Raw genomic sequence first — 23919 nt, forward strand, 5'->3', positions numbered from 1 at the left:
AGAAACCGAACCCCGGGCCGTCGGCTTCGCGAACGATGCGGCGCGCGTGGGATTCGGACGCCATACCCACACGGTCAGGGGGCGTCGGCAAAAACGTGTCGTCTACGCCCGCGTGGACGTGAGCTGGATGTCCGCGTCCGCCAGGAGGTCTTCGACTTCCGCGCGCTTCTCCTGGTGGTCGGCGAGGAACTCCTCCATCAACCGGGCGGCCTGCTCCTTGCAGTCCCCACAGAGCCGCTCGCCCTCGCGGCACTCCTCGTAGACGCGTTCGGCGAACTCGTCGTCGTCCGCGGCGAGGAGGTACGCGTACAGTTCGTAGACCGGGCAGTCGTCGGGCCGTCCGCCCTTCTCGCGCTGTTCCTCCGCGCTCTGCCGTCCGCCCGTCGTCGCGGACTTGACCTTGTCGTAGCCAGTCTCGGGGTCGTCGAGGAGGCTGATGTGGCTCGCGGGAATCGAGGAGCTCATCTTCCCGCCCGTGAGCCCCGTCATGAACCGGTGATAGACCGACGAAGGCGGGACGAACCCGTAGCCGCCGTGTTCGACCTCCACGTCCTGCGCGAGGTCGCGGGCCTCGGCCTCGGTGAGGTCGAACGCGTCCACGTGCCCCTCGAACACGCGTTTCTCGCCCTCGACGGCGTCGATGAGCGCGTCGAACGCATCCGGCGTGGCGTTCCGGTCGAAGAAGCGGGTGCGGGGGCGGAGCGGTTCCATCCCGGCGTTCTCCAGTTTCTCCACTGTGGCCGAGAGCGTCGCCTCGTCCACGCCCTCGGGGAACGCGTCCGCGCCCTGTTCGGCGAGCCACTCCGCGGCCTCCGTACACCGCGGCGTCTCGGCGTCCTCGGCGTACTCGTCGCGGGCGTCGTAGGCGCGGGCGACGAGCGAGCGTTCGGCGTCGGTGAGTTCGAAGCTCGCGTACGCCTCGGTGACCTTGAAGTAGCGGGCGCGGGAGGCGAGGTCGCGCGCCAGCCGGATGTGCGGGTCTTGGTCGGGGCCGACGGGAATCACGGTCGGCTTCGGTTCCTCCAACTGGGGGTAGAGGATGTCCGCCATCTGCGTGACGACGGACTGCATGTGCGAGACGTCCGTCTCGCCGCCGAACCCGTAGATTGCTTCGAGCTCGCTGAAGTTCGCTTCCGCGCCGAGTTCGAACGCCAAGTCCTGGAGTTCGCGGTTCTCGGACTGCCGGTAGAGCGTCCCCTCCTCGGGGTCGAACCCGAGCGCGAGCAGGCTCAGGAGGTAGTTCCGCGAGTGTTCGTCTATCTCCTCCCAGGTAAGGCCGCGCGCGGCGTGCGCTTCCAGGTCGGCGATGAGCGCGTACGCGTCCCCGCCCTGCTGTTGGTGCCAGATTATCTCGTCGAACACGAGCTTGTGTCCGATGTGGGGGTCGCCGGTCGGCATGAACCCGGAGAGCGCCGCGAACGGTTCGTCCGCGCGCATCGCGTCGAGGACGCGGCGGTAATCCCGGTGGCCGAAGATGATGGCGCGCCGCATCAGGTAGTGGGGGTTCGGCACCTCGTCGAGGAGGTCGTCGAACGCCTCGATGCCGAACTCGCCGAACAGTTTCTCGTAGTCGGAGACGGTCGACGACCCCCAGGGGTCGAGGGTCACGTCGTCCGCGCCGGCCGTGCCGTCGTCGCGTGGTGTGTCGTCAGTCATGGAGTGAGTCGAGAGACCGCGAGCCAGTCGGGTGAATCCTGTGCGTCCAGCGCAAAAACCATTCGCTTCCGCACGCCGTGCGCGAGCCGAACGTCGAGCGCCACGTCCCGCGGGGAGAACGTGTGGTCGGCGGGGAGCGCCCGCACGAGCCACGGCGAGTGCCCGAGGTTGTCGGCGTCCTCGATGTCGTGGTACACCCGGAAGTCCGCGCCGAACTTGAACCCGGTCTTGGGCGTGTAGCCGGCGTCGCGGAGCGCGCGGTACGCGCGGAGCCGCCGGTCGAACCGGTCGCCCTCGGCGTCCCGGCCGTGCGCGACGACGGCTTCGACGCCGCCCTCGACGGACAGCGCGCCGACCGCGGCGAGGTGCGCGGCCTCCACGAGCGACAGCTGGAGGGGCGCGTGCTCGGCGGCGCGCCCGGTGAGCGGCTGGCCGTAGAAGAACGCGTGGTGGAGGCGTTCGGGCGGCTCCCAGACGACGACGCGGTCGTCCAGCAGGACGCCGTCCGCAGTGGGCGGCGTCTCCGGCGCGTCGTCGGGGAGCGCGAGGCGTTCGGTCTCGAAGTACGTGATGTCGCTCTCCTCGTCCACGACGGCGAGCGTCACGTCCCCGAGCGCGCCCGCGGCCACGTCGGCGCGTTCGGAGACGGTGCGAATCCGGTACGCCTCGGTGTCGTCCCACGGCCCGTCCCCGCGCGGATAGACGACGAAGTCGATTCCCTCGGAGTCCGCGACCCAGCCGTCGCGGGCGGGCGAGAGGTAGAACCCGCGGTCGCGGAGGTCGGCGTACACGACGAACCGCGCGCCGAACCCCGGGCCCTGGCGGGCGAGGTAGTCCGCGAACCCGCAGTCGCGTCCCTCGACTTCGACGGCGTCGAGGTCGCCGCGGAAGAGGAGGTGGGCGGCCTCGACGGGCGCGAGCACCACGTCGTCGCCCTCCCGCGGCCGGCCGTACCCCCGGGAGTCGTAGAAGCGCTGGCGGGCGTCCCCTCCCACGTGAACGAGCCCATCGCGCGCGTGTCCCTTCATACCCGCTGGGAGTCCGGCGAGCGCCCTATTGGTTGCGGTCGCAGGTCGCGTCCAGACACCGCCGGCCGCTCGGCGTGTCGAACGCGGGGAGCCCGCAGTCGCAGGTGCCGTCCACGACGCCCGAGGGAATCCGGTAGACTGCGTCGCAGTCGTCACAGACGGCGTCGAGCGCGCGCCGCCGCTCGATACCGAGGATGCTCCCACACCGGCACGACCACTCGGCGTCGAACGCGTCGATGACGGCGTCGTCGAGCGATTCGCAGGTGCGGTCGAGACAGCACTCGAAGGTGTCGCCGCGGTCGGCGCGGAACGTGGGGAGGCCGCAGTCCTCGCAGGTGTTCTCGGTGAGCGTCGCGTCCCGAGGGAGCGCGTAGGCGGTGCGACAGCCGAGACAGGTGACGCGCGCGCCGTCCCGCACCAGCACCGAGTCGCAGTCGGGACACCGACCGACGGTCGGGCCGGCGGGCGTGACGGGGTAGTGCGCGCTCCCGTAGTCGGCGTGGGAATCGACGCGGAGGCGTTCGTCGTTCTTGGTCGCGACGAGCGCGAACCCGGACGTGTCGCGCTCGAACTGCACGGAGTTCGGGCGGGTGAGCCAGGCCGCGGGCTGGTAGCCCGAGTCGTCGTGGACGAGGACGGTGTTGTCGGGTTTCACGAGCACGACGACTTCGCCGCGCTGTGTCGTTGTGCGGCCGTTGTCGTAGGTGACGGTGCAGTCGCCGGCGAGGACGCGGGTGGAGTCCTGCATACCGCGGGGTGGCCGCGGCTTCGTACGTGAACTCTCGGCCTACTCGACGCGCACCGTCCGCGTCTCGGAGACCGGGCGGAGCGGGAGGTCGGGGAAGACGACCTCGACCTCGTAGGTGAGTTCGTCCGCGCTCGCGCCGAACACGCCCACGGGAACCTGGAGGGAGTCCGCGAGGAAGGCGGTCTTCTCCGTCATCTCGGTGTCGTTCACGCGCACGCTCACGTACGCGCTCGCGCCGCCGCCGTCGTTCGTCACCCTGACCTCGCACAGCTCGTTCTCGCCGGGCGCGATGGCGTCGGGGAAGTCCCCCCAGTCGAAGCGCACTCGGGGGGCGTCGGTCGCCTGTTCGTGAACGCTCTCCGCGACGCCGCCGGAGAGCCCGGCGTCCACGAGACCCTCGACGCCCGCGTCGTGGGCGTCCTCGGGCGTTTCGATGCCCTCGTCGGCGAGTTTGTGCGCGCGGCCCGCGCCGACGCCGTCCAGGGCGGTGAGGCCGACGGCCTGCCGGGGGACGCCGGTGTCGATGCGGGCTTCCAGTCGGTGCGCGAGGTTCGCGCCGCGCGGCCGGTCGAAGCGCTCGAAGAACTCCGCGAGCGCCGCGAGCAGTCGGAGCGCGTTCTGCGTGATGACCCAGGCGTCGCTCCGGAGTTCGGGCGGCACGCTCCCCCGCGTGTTGGCGTAGAGGATGGCGAGCACCTTCCGCGGGCCGGATTCGAGGTCGCTCCCGCGGTCGCGGAGCGAGGACTGGATCGCGTCCCGTTCGGACTGCCGGGCGCTCACGCTGTCGAACTCGCGGGCGGCCGCGACCGCCGCGAGTATCGCTTCCTCGTCGAGGGCGTCGTTCGTCGCGAGGTCGTGGAAGGCCTCCGCGGTCTCCATCCGGAGGTAGTACGTGGAGGTGAGGACGCCGAGCGTGGTCGCCGAGAGGCCGAGGTCGTCGTCCGCTTCGACGAACCCGCGGCCGCGGAGGGTGTCGAGGTGGTCGCGGACGCGGTCGCGGAGCCCGGCGAAGTCGTAGTCGTCGGGCCGGGACTGCGCGCGGTGGTAGTAGAAGGTGGTTTCGAGCCAGTCCATCACGTCGCCGACGCCGCGAATCGTCCCCATCGCCACCTCCGCGTTCAGGTGCTCGGGGAGGCTGTCCGCGAGCCGGGACTCGATTTCCTTGCCCTCCCGGAGCAGTCGGCGGTACTTGTCGGCGTCCGCGGTGTCGCAGACGACCCAGCCGTACCCCACGTCGTCGTAACCGGGGCGGCCCGCGCGCCCGAGCATCTGGAGCACGTCGAGCGGACTCATGTCCACCTCGCCTTCGAGGGGGTCGTGGAGTTTCGTGTCCCGAATCACGACACAGCGCGCGGGGAGGTTGACGCCCCACGCGAGCGTCGAGGTGGAGAAGAGGAGTTCGATTTTGCCCTCGCGGAACCACTGCTCGACGAGGTTCTTGTCGTTCGTGGAGAGGCCGGCGTGGTGGAACGCGACGCCGTCCAGCACGGACTTCCGGAGCGTGCTGTTGTCCAACTGCTCGCTCTCGGTGTGGAAGTCGTAGTCGCCGCGCGCGCCCATCGGGATGTCGCGCTCAGCTATCTCGTCCCGGGACTTCTTCGCGGCCTGCACGGTGTCCTGGCGGCTGGAGACGAACACGAGCGCCTGTCCGTCCTCCCGCAGGTGGGGTTCCGCGAGGTCGAGCGCGGTGAACAGCCTGCGATACTTGTCCGCGAAGGCGTTGTCGCCGTGCGTGTACGTCCGCACGTCCGCGTGCAGGTCGACGGGGCGGTAGTCGTCCCCGAACTCGAACGTCGTCTCCGGGGGGGCGTCGAGCCAGTTCGCCACGTCGTCGATGTTCGGCATCGTCGCGGAGAGCGCGACGACGCGGGGGTCGCAGAGCCGCCGCATCCGCGCGACCACGACTTCGAGCACCGACCCGCGGTGTTCGGAGTCGAGGAGGTGGACTTCGTCGATGACGACGAGGTCTACGTCGGTGACGAACGAGTACCGGGGACTGTCGTGTTTTCGGGTGGCGGAGTCGAGTTTCTCGGGCGTCATCACGAGCACGTCGGCGCGCTCGGCGCGCCGGGGGTTCAGGTCGCGTTCGCCCGTGACGACGTACACGGAATAGCCGAGGGCTTCGAAGCGCTCCCACTCCGATTCCTTCTCGTTGGTGAGCGCGCGCAGGGGCGCGATGAACACCGCGGTGCCGTTCTCGCGGAGGGTCTTGCAGATGGCGAGTTCGGCGAGCGCGGTCTTCCCGGAGCCGGTGGGGGCGGAGGCGACGACGTTCTCCGCGGTGTCGAGGAGCGCCGGCGCGGCCTCGGACTGCATCTCGTTGAACTCCTCGAAGGGGAATGCGTCCGCGAACTCCGGAACCGCTTCGGCGACCTCCATTGGTGTGGGGAAGCCGACGCCCGGGGAAAGGGGTTTCTCTCTAGTCCGCGCTCGCGCTGTCGGACGCGCGGCGGAGCATGCCGTCGTTCGTGGAGTACCAGAAGTAGACGCAGAGACCGACGGCGGCGGCGACGTTCGAGAGCGTCACCGCCCAGAAGACGGCGTGGACGCCGTATCCGAGGCCGACGCCGAGGATGCCGGAGCCGACGGTGGCGACGGGGACGCGGACGGCCCAGTACTGGAGCATCGTCGCGTACATCGACACGTCGGTCTTGCCCGCGCCGTTGAACCCGGATTCGGCGGTGTAAATCGCGCCGAGCGCCCAGTAGCCGAACGCGAGAATCACGAGGTAGTCCACGGTGAGCGAGAGCCCCTCGGGGGTGAGCGTGGGCGCGAACACGGTGGCGACGGTCTCGGGTATCGCGAGCTGAATCGCGGCGAAGACGGAGAGGCCGATGACGGCGATGGCGACGGCGACCCAGGTGGTGCGGCGGGCGCGGTCGGGGTTGCCCGCGCCGACGTTCTGCCCGACGACGCTGGTCGCGGCGTTCCCGAGGCCGATGGCGGGGACGAACGCGACGGTGGAGATGCGCGCGCCGACGGTGTACGCGGCGAGGCCGGCCGACCCGGCGGTGAAGGAGACGACGGCGATGATGGCGACGCGAGCGGCCTGTCGGGCGGTGCGCTGGCCGGCGGCGGGCCAGCCGACGGACACCATCTCGCGCGCCACGTCGGTGTCGAACGTGAACGAGTCGAGGGAGAGCGAGAAGTTCCGGGTGCCGCGGAAGGTGACGAAGACGGCGAGCAAGAGGCCGAACAGGAAGCCGAGCGCGGTGGCGAGCGCCGCGCCGAACACTTCGAGGCGGGGGAAGGGGCCCCAGCCGAGGATGAGGAAGGGGTCGAGGACGAGGTTCGACCCGAAGGACGCGACGTTGATGTAGAGCGCGGCCGTCGAGTCGCCGGACGCGAGCAAGCCCATTTCGAACACGTCGCTCACGCCGGCGGCGAGCGTGCCGACCGCGTACACCTGGAGGTAGACGGCGGCGTAGTCCGCGACCGCGCCCGTCCCGCCGAGCAGGCCGACGAACGTGTCCGCGAACAGGAGCGCGACGACCGCGACGACGATTTGGAGCGCGATGGAGAGGACGACGCCGGCCCAGACGACGCGGCGCGCGCCCTCGTCGTCGCCCGCGCCGAGGCGCTGGGAGGTGAGAACGTGGGTGCCCGTGATGGCGAGCATCGCGGGGACGAGCGAGAGCGCGGTGAGCGGGACGACGAGACCGACGCCGGCGACCGCGTCCTCGCCGACGCGCCCGACGAAGAACACGTCCACGACCTGCTGGGCGACGGCGACGAAGTTCTGCGCGACGAGCGGTGCGGCGAGGAGGAGGAGGGTGCGCGTGAGACGGCCATCCACCATATCTTCGTTCGACACGTCAAACATAGTTCAACATCCGAGTTGTGCCCAAATTACACGGCGAGTTCATTAATGTATGGATATCGAAACGGAGAATCGGCGGAACCCCACGTTTTTGCCGTCGCGCCCGAAGGCTAGGGTATGAGTCGCCGACGGAAACCGGACTGGCTGAAGATGCGGCCGCCGTCCGGCGAGCGGTTCACGGAGATAAAGCGCACCCTGCGCGACCACGACCTCCACACGGTCTGCGAGGAGGCGTCGTGTCCGAACATGGGCGAGTGCTGGAGCGGCCGGGACGGCCCGGGGACGGCGACGTTCATGCTGATGGGCGACCGCTGTAGCCGCGGGTGTAACTTCTGCGACGTGAAGACGGGCGGGATGGAAGCGCTCGACCCGGACGAACCCGCGAACGTCGCGGAGGCGGTCGCCGAAATCGGCCTCGACTACGTGGTGCTCACGTCCGTCGACCGCGACGACCTCGACGACCAGGGCGCGAGCCACTTCGCGGAGACGATTCGAGAGATAAAAAAGCGCGACCCGGACATCCTCGTGGAGTCCCTGATTCCGGACTTCCGGGGCGAGGAAGCCCTCGTCCAGCGGATTATCGACGCGGGGCCGGACGTCATCGCGCACAACGTGGAGACTGTGGAGCGCCGGCAGTTCCCGGTGCGCGACCGGCGAGCGGGCTACGAGCAGTCGCTCTCGGTGCTCGAACAGGTCGGGCGCGCGGCGGACGTGTACGCGAAGACCTCCATCATGCTCGGCGTGGGCGAGCACGACCACGAGGTGTACCAGACCTTGAGCGACCTGCGGGAGCGCGGCGTGGACGTGGTGACGCTCGGGCAGTACCTCCAGCCGAGTCGTTCGCACCTCGACGTCGAGGACTACGTGCACCCGCAGAAGTTCGAGACGTGGCGCGCGGTCGCGGAGGAGGAGTTGGGCTTCCTCTACTGTGCGAGCGGGCCGATGGTGCGGTCGTCGTACCGCGCGGGCGAACTGTTCGTGGACGCCCTGCGGCGGGACGACCGGTCGGTCGCGGAGGCCCGGGAGGCGGCGCGCGCCCGCGCCGGCGAATAAGACGTTCGTCCACTCTCCCCGACGACCGCCGAAATGAGTGGTCGAATCAGCAAAAACGGAGTTTCTTTTCGATTCTTGTAATCTTCTACCCGGGTTTGGTGGACGTGAGTCCACGAATCGGGCGGCGCGGAGCCGGCGTTACGAAAACAATATGGTGCGGGAATGTGGCAATTATTACTATGCAAGGACGGGGATGCCCGTGACTTCGATACTGGACCGCGAACCGGACGACCGCTTCCGCATCCTCGACGAGGACGGGGAGGTCGTCGACGGCGCGTCCGTTCCGGACCTCTCGGACGAGGAGTTCGTGGAGATGTACCGGATGATGAAGCTCGCGCGCCACTTCGACCAGCGCGCGGTGAGCCTCCAGCGGCAGGGCCGGATGGGAACCTATCCCCCGCTCTCCGGGCAGGAGGGCGCGCAGGTCGGGAGCGCGATGGCGCTCGACGACGACGACTGGCTGATTCCGAGTTACCGCGAGCACGCGGCGACGCTCGTCCACGGCCTCCCCCTGGAGCAGACGCTCCTCCTCTGGATGGGGAACGAGCACGGGAACGACGTGCCCGAGGACGCGAACGTGTTCACCGCGGCGGTTCCCATCGCGAGCCAGGTGCCGCACGCGACGGGACTGGCGTGGGCGTCGAAACTGAAGGACGAGACGGGCAAGGGATTCCTCTGTTACTTCGGGGACGGCGCGACCTCCGAGGGCGACTTCCACGAGGGCCTGAACTTCGCGGGCGTGTTCGACACGCCGAACGTGTTCTTCTGCAACAACAACCAGTGGGCGATTTCGGTGCCCAGGGAGCGCCAAACGGCGTCCGAGACCATCGCGCAGAAGGCGACCGCGTACGGGTTCGACGGCGTGCAGATAGACGGCATGGACCCGCTCGCGGTGTACGCGACGACTGAGGCCGCGCTGGAGAAGGCGAAGAACCCCGGCGAGGGCGAGCGCCGCCCGACGCTCGTGGAGGCCGTCCAGTACCGGTTCGGCGCGCACACGACCGCCGACGACCCCTCGGTCTACCGCGAGGAGGCGGAGGTGGAGAAGTGGCGGGCCAAAGACCCGATTCCGCGCCTGGAGAAGTTCCTCCGCGCCACGGGTCGCCTCGACGACGGCGACGTGGAGCGCATCGAGGAGGCGGTGGAGGAGCGCGTCGCGGACGCCATCGAGGCGGCCGAATCGACGCCGCGGCCCGACCCGCGCGAGATGTTCGAGAACGTGTACGAGGAGATGACGCCCCGGCTCGAACGCCAGCTCGCGGAGTTCGAGGAGCTACGGGAGACGTACGGCGACGAGGAGATCCTGGAGGACTGAGATGACGGAGACACAGAACTTGACGCTCGTGCAGGCGGTCAGGGACGGTCTGCGCGACGCGATGGCGGCGGACGACGACGTAGTGGCGCTCGGACAGGACATCGGGAAGAACGGCGGCGTGTTCCGCGCGACCCAGGGACTCCACGAGGAGTTCGGGGACGACCGCGTCATCGACACGCCGCTCGCCGAGTCCGGCATCATCGGGACGGCGGTCGGGATGGCCGCGTACGGCCTGAAGCCCGTGCCCGAAATCCAGTTCTCGGGCTTCATGTACCCGGGGTTCGACCAGATTGTGAGTCACATGAGTCGGATGCGCACCCGAAGCCGGGGACGGTACACGCTCCCGATGGTGCTGCGCGCGCCGTACGGCGGCGGCATCCGCGCGCCCGAGCACCACTCGGAGTCGAAGGAGGCGTTCTACGCGCACGAGGCCGGGCTGAAGGTCGTCGTGCCCTCGACGCCGTACGACACGAAAGGCCTCCTCATCTCGGCGGTTCGCGACCCCGACCCCGTGGTGTTCCTCGAACCGAAGAAGATCTATCGCGCGTTCCGCGAGGAGGTGCCGGACGACCCGTACGAGGTGCCGCTCGGCGAGGCGTCGGTGCGCCGCGAGGGGAGCGACGTGTCCGTGTTCACGTGGGGGGCGATGACGCGCCCGACGCTCGAAGCCGCGGAGACCGTCGCGGACGAGATGGACGTGGAGGTCGTGGACTTGCGGACGCTCAGTCCGATGGACGAGGAGACCATCGTGGAGTCGTTCAAGAAGACCGGGCGCGCCGCGGTCGTGCACGAAGCGCCGTTCACGGGCGGGCTGGCGGGCGAAATCGCCGCCACCCTCCAGGAGCGCGCGCTCCTCCATCAGGAAGCGCCGATAGAGCGCGTCACGGGCTTCGACACGCCGTTCCCGCTGTACGCGCTCGAAGACTACTACACGCCCGGGCCGGCCCGAATCGCTGAAGGCCTCAGGAACGTCATGGAGTTCTAGAGATGCCGACGGAATTCAAACTGCCCGACGTGGGCGAGGGCGTGGCGGAGGGCGAAATCGTCGCGTGGCTCGTCAGCGAGGGCGACACGGTCGAGGAAGACCAGCCTGTCGCGGAGGTCGAGACGGACAAGGCGGTCGTGGAAGTGCCGTCTCCCTACGACGGGACGGTGAAGCAACTGCACTACGCGGAGGGCGACGTGGTTCCCGTCGGGAACGTCATCGTGACGTTCAACGTCGAGGGCGAAGACGACCTCGACGCCACCCCCGCGCCGGACGAGACGCCCGCCGCGGACGAGGACGCGGACACGGAGACCGCGGAGGCCGCGTCCGCCGCGTCGAGCGGGTCGGGGCGGACGTTCGCCCCGCCGTCGGTGCGGCGGTTGGCGCGCGAACTCGATATCGACCTCGCGAGCGTCTCGGGGAGCGGACCGAGCGGCCGCATCACCGAGGGCGACGTGCGCGCGGCCGCCGAATCGGGCGGCGAGAGCGAGGCGCGCGGCGAAGCGTCCGCGCCGAAGTCCGCGGTGACGAAAGTCACGGACGACGCGGAGTCTGACGAGCCGAAGTCGGCGGTGTCGAAGGTCGGCGCGTCGGGCGCGGCCGCGGAGCCGTCGGCGGCGGCTGGGCGGGAGAAGACGCTCGCCGCGCCGGCGACGCGCCGGGTGGCGGAGGAACTCGGCGTGAACATCGACGACGTGCCGGCGTCGGAGGAGCGCGAGGACGGCGCGTTCGTGAGCGAGGCCGCGGTTCGCGAGTACGCCGACGCCCAGCAGGCCGCGCAGGCCGCCGACACCGCGGAGGTGCGGGCGGGCGACGCCGTTTCGGGCGAGCGCGAGGAGCGCGTGCCCTATCGGGGCGTCCGGCGCACCATCGGGAAGCAGATGGCGGAGTCGAAGTACACCGCGCCGCACGTCACGCACCACGACACCGCCGTCGTGGACGCGCTCGCGGACGTGCGCGAGGAACTGAAACCCGTCGCGGAGGAGCGGGGCTTCCGGCTGACCTACATGCCGTTCATCGTGAAGGCGGTGGTCGCCGGCCTCAAACAGCACCCCTACCTCAATTCGCAGTTGGACGAGGAGAACGAGGAGATCGTCCTGAAGAACTACTACAACATCGGCATCGCCGTCGCGACCGACGCGGGCCTGATGGTGCCCGTCATCAGGGACGCGGACGAGAAGACCGTCCCGGAGATCGCCGAGGAGATGCGCGACCTCATCGAGAAGGCGCGCGAGCGCTCCATCAGCCGGGAGGAGATGCAGGGCGGGACGTTCACGCTCACGAACTTCGGCGCTATCGGCGGCGAGTACGCGACGCCCATCATCAACTACCCCGAGACGGCGATTCTCGGCCTCGGCGCGCTCGAAGAGCGGCCCGTGGCGGAGGACGGCGACGTCGTCGCGAAGGAGACGCTACCGCTGTCGCTCTCCATCGACCACCGCGTCATCGACGGCGCGGTGGCGGCGGAGTTCGCGAACACAGTCCAAGAGTACTTGGAGAACCCCAGCATGCTTCTACTCGAATAATGGTCGTCGGAGATGTCTCAACCGGAACGGAACTCGCGATAATCGGTGCCGGCCCCGGCGGGTACGTCGCCGCGATTCGCGCCGGCCAGCTCGGCCTGGACGTAACGCTCATCGAGAAGGACGCGTGGGGCGGCACCTGCCTGAACTACGGCTGCATCCCCTCGAAGGCCCTCATCACCGCGACCGACGTGGGGTACGAGGCCGATACCGCGGAGGAGATGGGGATTCACGCGGACGTGAAGGTGGACGTAGACCAGATGACGACGTGGAAGGACGGCGTCGTCGACCAGCTCACGTCGGGCGTGGAGAAGCTCTGCAAGGCGAACGGCGTGAACCTCGTGGAGGGCGTAGCGGAGTTCGAGAGCGAGAACAAGCTCCGGGTCGCGCACGCCGGCGACGGCCAGGGCTCGGAGACCATCGAGTTCGAGAACGCCATCATCGCCACCGGGAGTCGCCCCATCGAAGTCCCCGGGTTCGAGTACGACGGCGAGCACGTGCTGAGTTCGCGGGACGTGCTCGACCTCGACCGCGTCCCCGAATCCATGGTCGTCGTGGGCGGCGGGTACATCGGGATGGAGCTCTCGACCGTGCTTGCGAAGATGGGCTGCGACGTGACCGTGGTGGAGATGCTGGACGACATCCTCGCGGGCTACGAGGAGGACGTGACGAGCGTCGTCCGTCAGAACGCACAAGACCTCGGCATCGACTTCCGGTTCGGCGAGGCGGCGAGCGACTGGGAGAAGCGCGACGGCGACATCGTCGTCACGACGGAGAACGAGGCCGGCGAGGAGTTCCGGTACGCGACGGAGAAGGCGTTCGTCGCGGTCGGCCGCCAGCCCGTCCTCGACACGCTGAACCTCGACGCCATCGGCCTCGAACCGAACGAGGACGGCCACCTCGAAACCGACAATCAGGCCGAGACCGACGTAGAGGGCGTGTACGCCATCGGCGACGTGGCGACGGGGCCGATGCTCGCGCACAAGGCCTCGAAGGAGGGGCAGGTCGCCGCGGAAGCCATCGCGGGCGAACCCGCCGCGCTCGACTACCAGGCCGTGCCCGCGGCCGTCTTCACCGACCCCGAAATCGGCACCGTCGGGATGACCGAACAGGAGGCCGAGGACGCCGGGTTTTCGCCCGCCGTCGGGAACTTCCCGATGCGGGCGTCCGGGCGCTCCCTCACGACCGGAAACGACGACGGGTTCGTCCGCATCGTCGCCGACGAGGAGTCCGGGTTCATTCTGGGCGCGCAAATCGTCGGCCCGGAGGCGAGCGAACTCGTCGCGGAACTCGGACTCGCCATCGAGATGGGCGCGACCCTCGAAGACGTGGCCGCGACCATCCACACCCACCCGACGCTCTCCGAGGGCGTGATGGAGGCCGCCGAACACGCGCTCGGCCACGCCATCCACACCCTGAACCGGTAGGGGCGGCGACGGCTTTTTCTCCCCCTCGCGGCGTACGAAGCGTATGAAGGTCGTCACCCTCGGACCGTCCGGAACGTACTCGCACCGCGCCGCCACCGCCGTCTCGGAGGACGCGGACGTGGGGTTCCGGGAGTCCGTGCACGCCATCGTCTCCGCGGTCGCGGACGGGGACGCCGACCGGGGCGTGGTTCCCATCGAGAACTCCATCGAGGGGTCGGTGACGGAGTCGCTGGACGCGCTCGCGGAGCGAGAGGTCGCGGTCGTGCAGGAGGTCGTGACGCCCATCCGGCACGCGCTGCTCGCGCAGACCGAGACCGTCGAGACCGTCGCGAGCCACAGTCAAGCGCTCGCGCAGTGCCGGAGCTACCTCGACGAGAACTACCCGGACGCGGAGCGTCAGGCGGTCGCGTCCACGGCGCGCGGCGTCGAACTCGCGCGGGAGACCGCGGGCGTCGCCGGCATCGGCCACCCCGACAACGCGGGCGACGACCTCACCGTGCTCGCAGAGGACATCCAGGACCGGAACTCGAACGCCACCCGCTTCTTCGTCGTCGCGGGCGCGGACGAGCGCTCCGACGCCGGCGGGAAGTCCACGTTCGTCGTCTACCCGGACGCGAACTACCCCGGCCTCCTGCTCGACCTCCTGGAACCGTTCGCCGACCGCGACATCAACCTCAGTCGCGTGGAGTCCCGGCCGAGCGGCGAACGCCTCGGCGACTACGTCTTCCACCTCGACGTGGCCGCCGGTCTCTACGAGCAACGCACCCGGGACGCGCTCGCCGAAATCGACGCCATCGCCGAGGACGGCTGGGTGCGCCGCCTCGGCTCCTACGACGTCCGCCACGTCGTGTAGGCGGTCGCGGGCCGCGTTGGCCGCCGACTTTTAGCGTCCACGAACCATATCGTGGCACGTATGACGCGACGACGCAGTCCCTTCGACGAGTTCGAGCGACTGTTCGACCGGATGAGCGAGCGGTTCGACGAGTTCGAGGAGTTCGACGCGGGCACCCGGCTCGCCGTGGACGTGGAGGACGCGGGCGACGCGTTCGTCGTCACCGCCGACCTCCCCGGGTTCGAGAAGGACGACATCGACGTGCACCTCCGCGAGGACACCCTCCAGATCGACGCGACGCACGAGGAATCCGCGGACACCGGAGAGGACTACATCCGCAGGGAGCGCTCGAAGCGCTCGGTCACGCGGTCGCTGACGCTCCCCGAGGCCGTCGAGGACGACGCGGTGTCGGCGTCCTTCAACAACGGCGTGCTCACCGTCGAACTCCCGAAGGCCGACGAGGAGGACGACTCGACGAGCATCGACATCGCGTAAGGCTAAGTTCCGGGCGTCCCACTATCGGGTATGCTCGAACCCGGTGCCGACGCTCCGGACGTAGCGGCGCAGAACCAGGACGGCGTCCTCGTCGACCTCGACTTCGAGGAACCGACGGTCGTCTACTTCTATCCGAAGGACGACACGCCCGGCTGTACGGTCGAAGCGAAAGAGTTCAACGCCGAACTCGACGCGTACGCCGACGCGGGCGTGAGCGTCTACGGCGTCAGCCTCGACGACGTGGACTCCCACGAGGAGTTCGGAGAGAAGTACGGCCTGGAGTTCGACCTGCTCGCCGACCCGGACGGCGACATCGCGGACGCGTTCGGCGTGGACACCAGCGAGGGGTACACGGAGCGCGTGACGTTCGTGCTCGCGAACGGCGAAGTCACGCACGCCTACGAGGGCGTGAAGCCGGACGGCCACGCGCGCGACGTGCTCGGCGACATCCTCGACGACGGCCTCGCCACCCTAGACTAACCCCGCGATTCGATCCGCGAGCGCCGCGGCGAGGGCGTCGTGAACGGCGTCGGTGAAGGCGGCCACGAGCTGGGCGACGGCCGGGACGGGGAAGACGTTACTCCTCGTGAACCTGAATCGCGGGCCGGCCGGGCCGGGCTTTGCGCGCCACGTCGTCGGGCGCGTCCTCCGCGCGCTCGACGGACACGTCCGCGTCGAACTCGTCCTCGACGAGCCACGCGGCGCGTTCGAGGGCCTCGTACTCCTCGGTGGGCGTGAGAACCTCGGGCAGGGCTTCCGCGGACTCCTGGAGGTCGCGGGCGTAGGACGCCGCGGCGTCCCCGTGCTGCTGGAGTTCTTCGTCGCCCATCACCGCCCCCATGACGTTCCCGTCCGCGTCGCGCGCGAGGTCGAGCGCGGTGTGCATCCACTCGGGCGCGACGACGATTTCGACCGCCGCCGGGTCGTCGATGTCCGCGACGTCACAGATGTGGCGCACGTCCTCGCGCGTGTTCTCGACGAGCGCGCGTTCGAGGTCGTGGTCGGACACGTCGCGCTCGGGTTCGGGCCACGCGGCCTCCGCGACGAACCCATCGTGACCGAGGTCCGCCCACAGCTCCTCGGCGACGTGCGGCGCGACCGGCGCGAGCAGGCGGACGAGCGCGGACAGGCCGCGTTCGAGCGTGTCGATGTCCGGAGTCGCGTCCGACTGGTAGCGCACCAGGAGGGAGGCGAGGCCGCGCGCCTCGCTCAGCGCGTTGTTGAACGTCAGGTCCTCGTACTCGTCGGTGGCGGTGGCGACCGCGGCGTCCACCTCGCGAGCGACGTACTCGTCCACCGCGGGGTCGCTGTCGGCCGCCTCGGTCGGGCGTTCGGTGACGAGGCGGTAGACCGTGTCCAGGAACTCGCGCGCGGACTCGACGCCGGACGCGCTCCAGTCGAAGTCGCGCTCGGGCTGTGCGGCGCTCATCATGAACAACCGAGCGGTGTCCGCGCCGTACTCCTCGACGATGCGCTCGGGCGAAACGACGTTCCCCTTCGACTTCGACATCTTCGAGCCGTCGAGGCGAACCATCCCCTGCGTGACGAGGTTCTCGAACGGTTCGGGGTCGTCCACGTACCCCATGTCTTCGAGCGCGCGGGTGACGAACCGCGAGTACAGCAGGTGCATCACGGCGTGTTCGATGCCGCCGACGTACTGGTCGACGGGCATCCACGCGTTCGCGCGCTCGGAGTCGAAGGGCGCGTCCGTGTTGTGGGGGTCGGTGTACCGCAGGAAGTACCACGAGGAGTCCACGAACGTGTCCATCGTGTCGGTCTCCCGGCGCGCGTCCCCGCCGCACTCGGGGCACGTCGCCTGCTTCCACTCGTCGGCGGCGTCGAGCGGGTTCCCGGTGGTGTTGACGAACTCGGGGAGTTCGACCGGCAGTTCGTCGTCCGGGACGAGCACGGGCCCGCAGTCGTCGCAGTAGACGACCGGAATCGGCGTCCCCCAGTACCGCTGCCGGGAGATACCCCAGTCGCGCAGCCGATAGTTCGTCTCGTGGGCGGCGCTCTCGATGTCGTCCTCCAGGGCGTCGCGCGCCGCCGCGCTCGACATGCCGTCGTACTCGCCGCTGTTCACGAGCACGCCGTCCTCACCGAACGCGGACTCGGACACGTCCACGTCGCCGCCGTCCGCGGGCGCGACAACCTGCTCGATTGGGAGGTCTTTCTTCACCGCGAACTCGTGGTCGCGTTCGTCGTGCCCGGGGACGGCCATCAGCGCGCCCGTGCCCACGTCGGCGAGCACGAAGTCCGCGACGTACACGGGTATCTCCTCGCCCGTCGCGGGGTTCGTCGCCGTGAGGCCGGTGTCGACGCCGGTCTTCTCGTCGGTGTCCTCGTCCGGATCCACGGAGTCGATGTAGTCCGCGACCGCGTCGTCGTCCTCGGCTATCGACTGCGCGACCGGGTGCTCGGGGGCGAGCGCGAAGAACGTCGCGCCGTGGATGGTGTCCAATCGAGTGGTGAACACTTCGACGGAACCGTGGCCCTCGACGTCGAACTCGACGGTCGCGCCCTCCTGGCGGCCGATCCAGTTGCGCTGCATCTCCCGGACGGACGCCGGCCAGCCGTCCAGGTCGTCGATGGCGTCGAGGAGTTCGTCCGCGTACTCGGTCGTCTTCAGGAACCACTGGTCGAGTTCGCGCGTCTCGACCGGCGTGTCGCACCGCCAGCAGAGTTCGTCGTCGCCCTCCACCTGTTCGTCCGCGAGCACGGTCTCGCAGGACGGACACCAGTTCACGTCGGCGGCGCGGCGCTCGACCAGTCCCTCCTCGTGGAACCGCCGGAACAGCCACTGGTTCCACCGGTAGTAGTCGGGCTCGCACGTCGTGATTTCGCGATCCCAGTCGTAGCCGAACCCGAGGTCGCGCATCCCCTCGCGCATCGTGTCGATGCAGTCCATCGTCCAGTCGCGGGGGTTAGTGTCGCGTTCCTCGGCGGCGTTCTCCGCGGGCAGGCCGAATGAGTCCCAGCCGATGGGGTGGAGGACGTCGTCGCCCTGCATCCGGCGGAACCGGCTGAACGCGTCGGTGATGGTGTAGTTGCGAACGTGGCCCATGTGGAGGTTGCCGGAGGTGTACGGGAACATCGCGAGGACGTAGGTCGGGTCGGCCTCGGCGTCCTCGACGTGGTAGACGTTCTCGTCGTCCCATCGGTCCTGCCACTTCGATTCGACGGCCGTGTGTTGGAAGTCGCGAGCCATAGGAAGTCCAGTTACTCCGAACACGGGTTCCCACGACCCTATACCTTTTCGAACGACAGTTCGCCGGAGGAGCGCCTGTCAGACCGCTCCCGAGGGGCTAGCGGACGCCGAGCAGGTCGAACTCGGTGCCGTTGTCCTTCTCGTTCGCGTGCTCGTAGACGACGTGCGCGGCGGCCACGTCCTGAATCGCGAGGCCGGTGGAGTCGAAGACGGTGACGCCGTCTTCCGGAGTGCGGCCGTCCTTTTTCCCGGTGACGATTTGGCCGATTTCACCGTAGATGTCGTCCTCGTCGATGACGCCCTCGCTCCACGGGACGTTGATTTCGCCGGAGTGCGTGGTCTGCGCGAAGTCGTCGATGACGACCTTCGCGTCGAGGAGGATGTCGTCGGCGATTTCGTGTTTGCCCTCGGCGTCCGCGCCCATCGCGTTGACGTGCGTGTGCTCGCCGATGTCGGTGGGGTGGACGATTGGGTCTTCGACGGGCGTGACCGTGGAGAGGACGTCGCAGTGGCCGGCCTCCGAAATCGTGCCCTCGCGCACGTCGAACTCGTCGCCGAAGTAGTCGATGAACTGCTCGATGCGCGCCTCGTTCAGGTCGCTGACGACGACCTCCTCGATGTCCCGAATCTGACTGATGGCCTCCAACTGGGTGTAGGACTGGACGCCCGCGCCCACCAGACCGAAACTGGACGCGTCCTCGACGGCGAGGTGGTCGGTGGCGACGGCGGCGGCCGCGCCCGTGCGCTTCATCGTGAGTTCCGTGCCGTCCATGATGGAGAGCGGGTAGGCGTTCTCGGGGTCGGAGTACACCATCGTCCCCATCACGGTCGGGAGGTCGAAGCGGTCGGGATTGTCCGGGTGGACGTTCACCCACTTGATGCCGGCGGCGTCCCAGCTTCCGGCGTCGAGATAGGCGGGCATCGACCGGAAGTCGCCGTTGTACTGCGGGAGGTCGATGTAGGACTTCGCGGGCATCTGCGCGTCCCCGGTCTCGTACGCGGCGAACGCGTCCTCGACCGCCGAGATGAGCTCCGGCATCGGCGTGTTCTCGTCCACGTCCTCCTTGTTCAGCAGGAGAGTAACCATATCCCGGACTTTCCGCGGGCAATACTTAGGGTGTTCGAAAACCGGAGTCGAAAACTGTGACAGACCGATAATTCCGCACAGCCGGGGCTCTCCGGCGTGGCGCGCGAAGAAAAACCGCGTGTGTCAGGCGAGCGGTGCAGCGGTCGAAGTGGATGTATGGGCTATACCCGACTTCACATAGCGCCGCCCATGCCACCCATACCGCCCATGCCGCCCATGCCGCCGGCGCCACCGGGGCCGCCGGCCGGGCCGTCGTCGCCGCCGGAGTCGGAGTCGATCTGGCCGCCGGCGAGGTCGCCCGCCGCGATGACGTCGTCGATGCGGAGAATCATCGTCGCGGCCTCGGTCGCGGATTCGAGGGCCTGCGTCTTGACGCGGAGGGGTTCGACGACGCCCTCGTCGTCCATGTCGATGACTTCGCCAGTGTAGGCGTCGAGACCGGCCGCGGTCGCGCCGCCGTCGTGCTGGCTGCGGAGGTCGACGAGCGAGTCGATGGAGTCGAGGCCCGCGTTCTCGGCGAGGGTGCGCGGGATGACTTCGAGCGTGTCGGCGAACGCCTCGACGGCGAGCTGCTCGCGGCCGCCGACGCTGTCGGCGTAGTCGCGGAGACGCATCGCGAGTTCGGTCTCGGGCGCGCCGCCGCCGGGGAGCACCTGGCCGTCTTCGAGCGTGACGCGGACGACGCCGAGCGAGTCGTCGATGGCGCGCTCGACTTCGTCGACGACGTGTTCGGTGCCGCCGCGGAGGATGAGCGTGACGGACTTCGCGTCAGCGACGTCCTCGACGAAGATGCGTTCGTCGCCGCCGATGTCCTTCTGCGCGACGTTGCCGGCGTGTCCGAGGTCGTCCGCCTCGATGTCCTTCACGTTCGAGACCGGGGTTGCGCCGGTCGCGCGGGCGAGGCGGCTGATGTCGTCGCTGCTGGTGCGACGGACGGCGAGGATGCCGTGCTGCGCGAGGTAGTGCTGGGCCATGTCGTCGATACCGCCGTCGACGAACACGACGTTCGCGCCGACGTCGTGGAGCGCGTCCACCATCTCCTCCAGCTGCTGTTCTTCCTGGTCAAGGAACTCCTGGAGCTGGTCGGGGTCGGTGACGTTGACCTCGGTGTCGATTTCGGTCTCCTGGACTTCGAGCGCGTCGCCGAGCAGGGCGACGTTCGCGTCCTCGACGGCGAACGGCATGTTCTCGCTGACGCGCTCCTTGTCGACGATGACGCCCTCGACGAGTTCGGAGTTCTCGATTGCGCCGCCGGTGACCTTCTCGACCTTGATGTTGTCCGTGTCGACGACGCCGTCGTCGGCGACGGACTGGACGGCGCGAACGACGAGTTCGCTGAGCACGTCCTTCGCGTTCTCCGCGCCCTTGCCGGTCATGGCGGTCGCGGCGATCTTTTCGAGGTACTCGGTGTCCTCGGAGTCGATGTCGATGGCGATGTCTTCGAGGATTTCACGCGCCTGCTGGGAGGCCTCCCGGTACCCCTGGGCGAGCGTGGTCGCGTGAATGTCCTGTTCGAGGAGTTCCTCGGCCTCCTTGAGGAGTTCGCCGGAGACGATGACCGCGGACGTGGTGCCGTCGCCGACCTCGTTCTCCTGGGTCTCGGCGACTTCCACGATCATGTTCGCGGCGGGGTGCTCGATGTCCATCTCCTTGAGGATGGTCACGCCGTCGTTCGTGACGACGACGTTCCCCGAGGAGTCGACGAGCATCTTGTCCATGCCTTTCGGGCCGAGCGTGGTGCGGACGGCTTCCGCGACGGCCTTGCCGGCGGTGATGTTCATGGACTGCGCGTCCTTCCCCGACGTTCGCTGCGAGTCGTCGGAGAGTACGATAAGCGGCTGGTTGCCCATCTGTTGTGCCATAGTCGTCCGAATGATTGATTGTCCTTCTACATAAAACCAGCGGCAAGAGTGCTAACGAACCGCGTGGATTGCCGCTAGCGCGTGTGAGACAGTACCAAGAAACGGGTGTTTAAGTACTATCCGTGGTACTCGTGGTAGTCCATCCCCTGGTGCTTGAGTTCCTCCGTGCGCTTGCGTTCGAGGAACGAGTACACCGCGCCGTGGGGCGCGCCGTCCAGAATCATCTCCGCGGCCGACCGCGCGATTTCGACCTCGTTCGGCCCGCCGATGACGCCGAACGTCGAGCCGTAGATGACGACGCTCGCGCCAGTCAACTCCTCGATGAGTTCGCGCGTCCGGCCGTTCTCGCCGATGAGCCGGCCCTTCTTGCGGCGGAGGTCGTTGTCGTTGCGCGCCGCGCGGTCGATGTCGATGGTGTCGAACAGCCGCATGTCGTCGTCGAGCAGGCTGAGCGCGTCGTCCGGCCGGAACCCGCGACCGATGGCGCGCACGATGTCCGGGCCCTTCAGGCCGCGAACCGGGTCGCCCGTCTTCTCCACAGCGACCGCGCCGTTCTCCGAATCCACGTCGAGGCTGACCTCCGCCTCCCGCTCGATGCGGCGGAGCGTCTCACCGCCCTCGCCGATGAGAACCCCGATGCGGTCCTGCGGAATCTTCACGTGTTGAGTCATTGCCGAATCCTAAGAGATGAAGCCGTTTAAGCGTTCAGTCCTCCGCTTCGCCCGCTACAGGCCGACCGCCGACCGCGCCCGCTCGCGCTCGTCCGCGGTGAGCCGGTACGGCGCGAGTTCGGCGTCGAGCGCCCCGAGGTCCGCCTTCCGGGACTGGTGTGCGCGGAGGAACTCGACTATCCGGTCGGCCGCGAGTTCCTTCAGTTCGCCCGAGAGCAACTCGCCCGCGCGGTACGCGGCCTCGATGTCGCGGAGGCGGTCGTCGTCCGGTTCGAAAAAGGCCTGGAGGTACTGGAAGGGAACGTCCTCCTCGGGAACCCCGCCCTTCTCGCGGTGCTCGGCGACGGTGGCGCGGCCGCCCGTGTAGGCGTGCGACGCGATTTTCTCGCGGACGGCGTCGGGGTCGTCGTCGAGGTGGATGGCGACGCCCTCGCTCGAACTCATCTTCCCCGGGCCGTCGAGGCTCGGGAGGAACTTCCCGAGGAGCGCGCCCGGCTTCGACGCGTCGTACTTCGCCTTCGCGGCCACGTCCCGGGAGACGCGGACGTGCGGGTCCTGGTCGACGGCGATGGGTACCAGGGTGGCGTGCGCGCCCTCGACGAGCTGGGGGAGCAGGAGGTGTGCGGTCTGGACGGCGGGGTAGAAGGCGAGGCCGACGTTCGGCGGGTCGCCGTACGTCGCCGTCATCTGGTTGTGCGTGATGTCGCCCGCGAACGCCGACGCGACGGGATACACCACGTCGGCGTCGTCCGTGTCCACGACGATGCGGGTGTTCTCGGGGTCGAACCCTACCGCGAGAACGTCCCGGAGGTTGTCGCGGAGGTAGTCCCGGGTCTCCGGGTACGTCTGGTCTTTCGCGTAGTACTTCTCGTCGTCGGAGAGCGGGACGTAGACCGTCGCGTCGAACGCGTCCTGGAGGTGTTTCGCGAAGTAGAAGGGGAGGACGTGTCCGAGGTGCATCGGCCCGCTCGGCCCGCGGCCCGTGACGACGGAGCGCTCGTCGGCGTCGAGAAAGCGCTCGACGTCCCGGCCCGCGTAGAACACGTCGCGGCGCGCGAGCGGATGGCCGAGGCGTTCCTGAGTGGCGTCCGGGAGGCGGTCTGCGCCGAAGTCGTCGAGGAGTCGTTCGTAGTCGATGTCGCCCGAAACGTGGTAGGGTGTGACTGTCTGTGTCATGTAGGGGTGGCTGCGTGGCTCTCTGTGTGTGATGCGCGAGGAGAGCGAGGGAGCGCCACCCCGATTCGGGGAGCGCGGTTAGGCCGCGGCCCCGACGCGGGCGACACTGTCCGCTCCCGAACCACGCCAACGCCAGTCGGGAGCGGACTGCATACCCCGGAATCAGCGCGACGCCGAAAAAAGCCTACCGCTCTACTCGCGGGTGACGAACGCGTACAGGTCGTCCACGTCGGCGTCCGCGCCCGCCCGCGAGAAGAAGTTCGCGACGTTCCGGCAGTCCCGCCGCAGGAACTCGTCCGCGTTCGGGTGGTAGGTGGTGACCGCCTGACCCACGTCGATGACGGTGAGTTCGCCCTCGTGGACGACGATGTTGTACTCGGAGAGGTCGCCGTGCACGAGTTTCGCGTCGTACAGCCGACGCATGTACTCCTTCACGACCTCGTACGCCGTCTCCGGGTTCTCCAGCGTCACGTCGGTGAGCGTCGGGGCGGCCTCGTCCTCCCCGCCGATGTACTCCATCGCGAGCACGTTCCGCTGGACGGCGATGGGGTCGGGGACTTTCACGCCCGCCTCCGCGGCGCGCTTGAGGTTCGCGAACTCCTTGCGCGTCCACGCCAGCACGACGGACTTCTTGTCCCCTCGGATGCCCTCGAAGCGCGGGTCGCCCTCCAGGTAGTCCCGCATCTGCCGGAAATCCGAGGCGTTCACGCGGTACACCTTCAACGCGACCGTCTCCCCCTCCGGCGCTTCCGCCGCGTACACGTTCGCCTCCTTCCCCGTCGAGATGGGGCCGCCGAGCGCCGCGACGTACCCGTCCTGCACGAGTTTGTAGATGGCCGCGTACGTCGCGTCGTCGAACGCGCCCGCCTCGACCTTGAACTGGTCGGCGTCCTTCACGCGCTTGCGGAACTCCGCGAACTCGCGGTCGCGCTTTCGCGCGATGCGGTCGGCTTCCGTGTCGGAAACGTCGATTTCCTCGAACTCGTCCCCCGGCGCTCCCTCGGTCTCCTCCACGAAGTCGTCGTCCGCCACG

19 protein-coding genes are annotated in these 23919 nt (G+C 68.7%); 8 read left to right on the forward strand and 11 right to left on the reverse strand.

The window, feature by feature from the left end:
• Positions 1–102 precede the first annotated feature (102 nt).
• Genes LI334_RS12190 through LI334_RS12210 form a run of 5 tightly spaced genes read right to left on the reverse strand, consistent with a single transcriptional unit; the run spans position 103 to position 7231 of the window.
• The gene (locus LI334_RS12190) at positions 103–1656 is read right to left on the reverse strand and encodes a tryptophan--tRNA ligase (protein ID WP_227261091.1); all 1554 of its coding nucleotides are present in this window, start codon (positions 1654–1656) and stop codon (positions 103–105) included.
• Positions 1653–2684 (reverse strand): tRNA-intron lyase, encoded by a 1032-nt coding sequence (gene endA / locus LI334_RS12195; RefSeq protein WP_227261092.1) that lies wholly within the window; start codon positions 2682–2684, stop codon positions 1653–1655. Before endA ends, LI334_RS12190 begins: the two co-directional genes overlap by 4 nt.
• Before the next feature lie 25 nt (positions 2685–2709).
• Positions 2710–3432: an endonuclease NucS domain-containing protein gene (locus LI334_RS12200; protein WP_227261093.1), complete on the reverse strand. Its 723-nt coding sequence runs from the start codon at positions 3430–3432 to the stop codon at positions 2710–2712.
• A 39-nt stretch (positions 3433–3471) separates the two neighbouring features.
• Positions 3472–5811 (reverse strand): DEAD/DEAH box helicase, encoded by a 2340-nt coding sequence (locus LI334_RS12205; RefSeq protein WP_227261094.1) that lies wholly within the window; start codon positions 5809–5811, stop codon positions 3472–3474.
• 40 nt (positions 5812–5851) lie between these two features.
• Positions 5852–7231: an MATE family efflux transporter gene (locus LI334_RS12210; protein ID WP_227261095.1), complete on the reverse strand. Its 1380-nt coding sequence runs from the start codon at positions 7229–7231 to the stop codon at positions 5852–5854.
• Positions 7232–7369: 138 nt separating this feature from the next.
• Here LI334_RS12210 and lipA point away from each other — a divergent pair, with 138 nt between their 5' ends.
• The 8 genes from lipA (at position 7370) to LI334_RS12250 (ending at position 15362) form a co-directional block, all read left to right on the forward strand.
• Entirely contained in the window at positions 7370–8305 is a 936-nt protein-coding gene (gene lipA, locus LI334_RS12215; protein WP_227261096.1) for a lipoyl synthase, read from the forward strand.
• Between the two features lie 193 nt (positions 8306–8498).
• On the forward strand, positions 8499–9620 hold the full coding sequence (pdhA, locus tag LI334_RS12220) for a pyruvate dehydrogenase (acetyl-transferring) E1 component subunit alpha (RefSeq protein ID WP_227261097.1): 1122 nt from the start codon (positions 8499–8501) through the stop codon (positions 9618–9620).
• Position 9621: 1 nt separating this feature from the next.
• Positions 9622–10605 (forward strand): alpha-ketoacid dehydrogenase subunit beta, encoded by a 984-nt coding sequence (locus LI334_RS12225; protein ID WP_227261098.1) that lies wholly within the window; start codon positions 9622–9624, stop codon positions 10603–10605.
• A gap of 2 nt (positions 10606–10607) precedes the next feature.
• Entirely contained in the window at positions 10608–12131 is a 1524-nt protein-coding gene (locus LI334_RS12230) for a dihydrolipoamide acetyltransferase family protein (protein ID WP_227261099.1), read from the forward strand.
• On the forward strand, positions 12131–13555 hold the full coding sequence (lpdA, locus tag LI334_RS12235; RefSeq protein WP_227261100.1) for a dihydrolipoyl dehydrogenase: 1425 nt from the start codon (positions 12131–12133) through the stop codon (positions 13553–13555). Before LI334_RS12230 ends, lpdA begins: the two co-directional genes overlap by 1 nt.
• 43 nt (positions 13556–13598) lie before the next feature.
• Complete coding sequence (pheA, locus tag LI334_RS12240; RefSeq protein ID WP_227261101.1) at positions 13599–14408, forward strand: prephenate dehydratase; 810 nt, start codon at positions 13599–13601, stop codon at positions 14406–14408.
• 60 nt (positions 14409–14468) lie between these two features.
• Positions 14469–14882 carry an archaeal heat shock protein Hsp14 gene (gene hsp14 / locus LI334_RS12245; protein WP_227261102.1) on the forward strand — a complete coding sequence of 138 codons (414 nt, stop codon included), beginning with the start codon at positions 14469–14471 and terminating at the stop codon, positions 14880–14882.
• Between the two features lie 30 nt (positions 14883–14912).
• A complete protein-coding gene (locus LI334_RS12250; RefSeq protein WP_227261103.1) occupies positions 14913–15362 on the forward strand; it encodes a peroxiredoxin in 450 nt (149 codons plus the stop codon).
• Positions 15363–15459: 97 nt separating this feature from the next.
• On the opposite strand, the gene leuS is transcribed toward LI334_RS12250, so the two are convergent.
• From leuS to rio1, 6 genes are all read right to left on the reverse strand, one after another.
• On the reverse strand, positions 15460–18090 hold the full coding sequence (gene leuS, locus LI334_RS12255) for a leucine--tRNA ligase (RefSeq protein WP_227261104.1): 2631 nt from the start codon (positions 18088–18090) through the stop codon (positions 15460–15462).
• A 97-nt stretch (positions 18091–18187) separates the two neighbouring features.
• Positions 18188–19177 carry an ornithine cyclodeaminase family protein gene (locus tag LI334_RS12260; RefSeq protein ID WP_227261105.1) on the reverse strand — a complete coding sequence of 330 codons (990 nt, stop codon included), beginning with the start codon at positions 19175–19177 and terminating at the stop codon, positions 18188–18190.
• 173 nt (positions 19178–19350) lie between these two features.
• On the reverse strand, positions 19351–21039 hold the full coding sequence (thsA, locus tag LI334_RS12265) for a thermosome subunit alpha (protein WP_343750022.1): 1689 nt from the start codon (positions 21037–21039) through the stop codon (positions 19351–19353).
• Between the two features lie 116 nt (positions 21040–21155).
• Positions 21156–21710: a KH domain-containing protein gene (locus tag LI334_RS12270; protein ID WP_227261106.1), complete on the reverse strand. Its 555-nt coding sequence runs from the start codon at positions 21708–21710 to the stop codon at positions 21156–21158.
• A 54-nt stretch (positions 21711–21764) separates the two neighbouring features.
• Complete coding sequence (locus LI334_RS12275; protein WP_227261107.1) at positions 21765–22886, reverse strand: tryptophan--tRNA ligase; 1122 nt, start codon at positions 22884–22886, stop codon at positions 21765–21767.
• Between the two features lie 192 nt (positions 22887–23078).
• Positions 23079–23918: a serine/threonine-protein kinase Rio1 gene (gene rio1, locus LI334_RS12280; protein ID WP_227261108.1), complete on the reverse strand. Its 840-nt coding sequence runs from the start codon at positions 23916–23918 to the stop codon at positions 23079–23081.
• Between the last annotated feature and the right edge of the window lies 1 nt (position 23919).

The sequence above is a fragment of the Salarchaeum japonicum genome (genome assembly GCF_020614395.1).
Lineage (GTDB): Archaea > Halobacteriota > Halobacteria > Halobacteriales > Halobacteriaceae > Salarchaeum > Salarchaeum japonicum.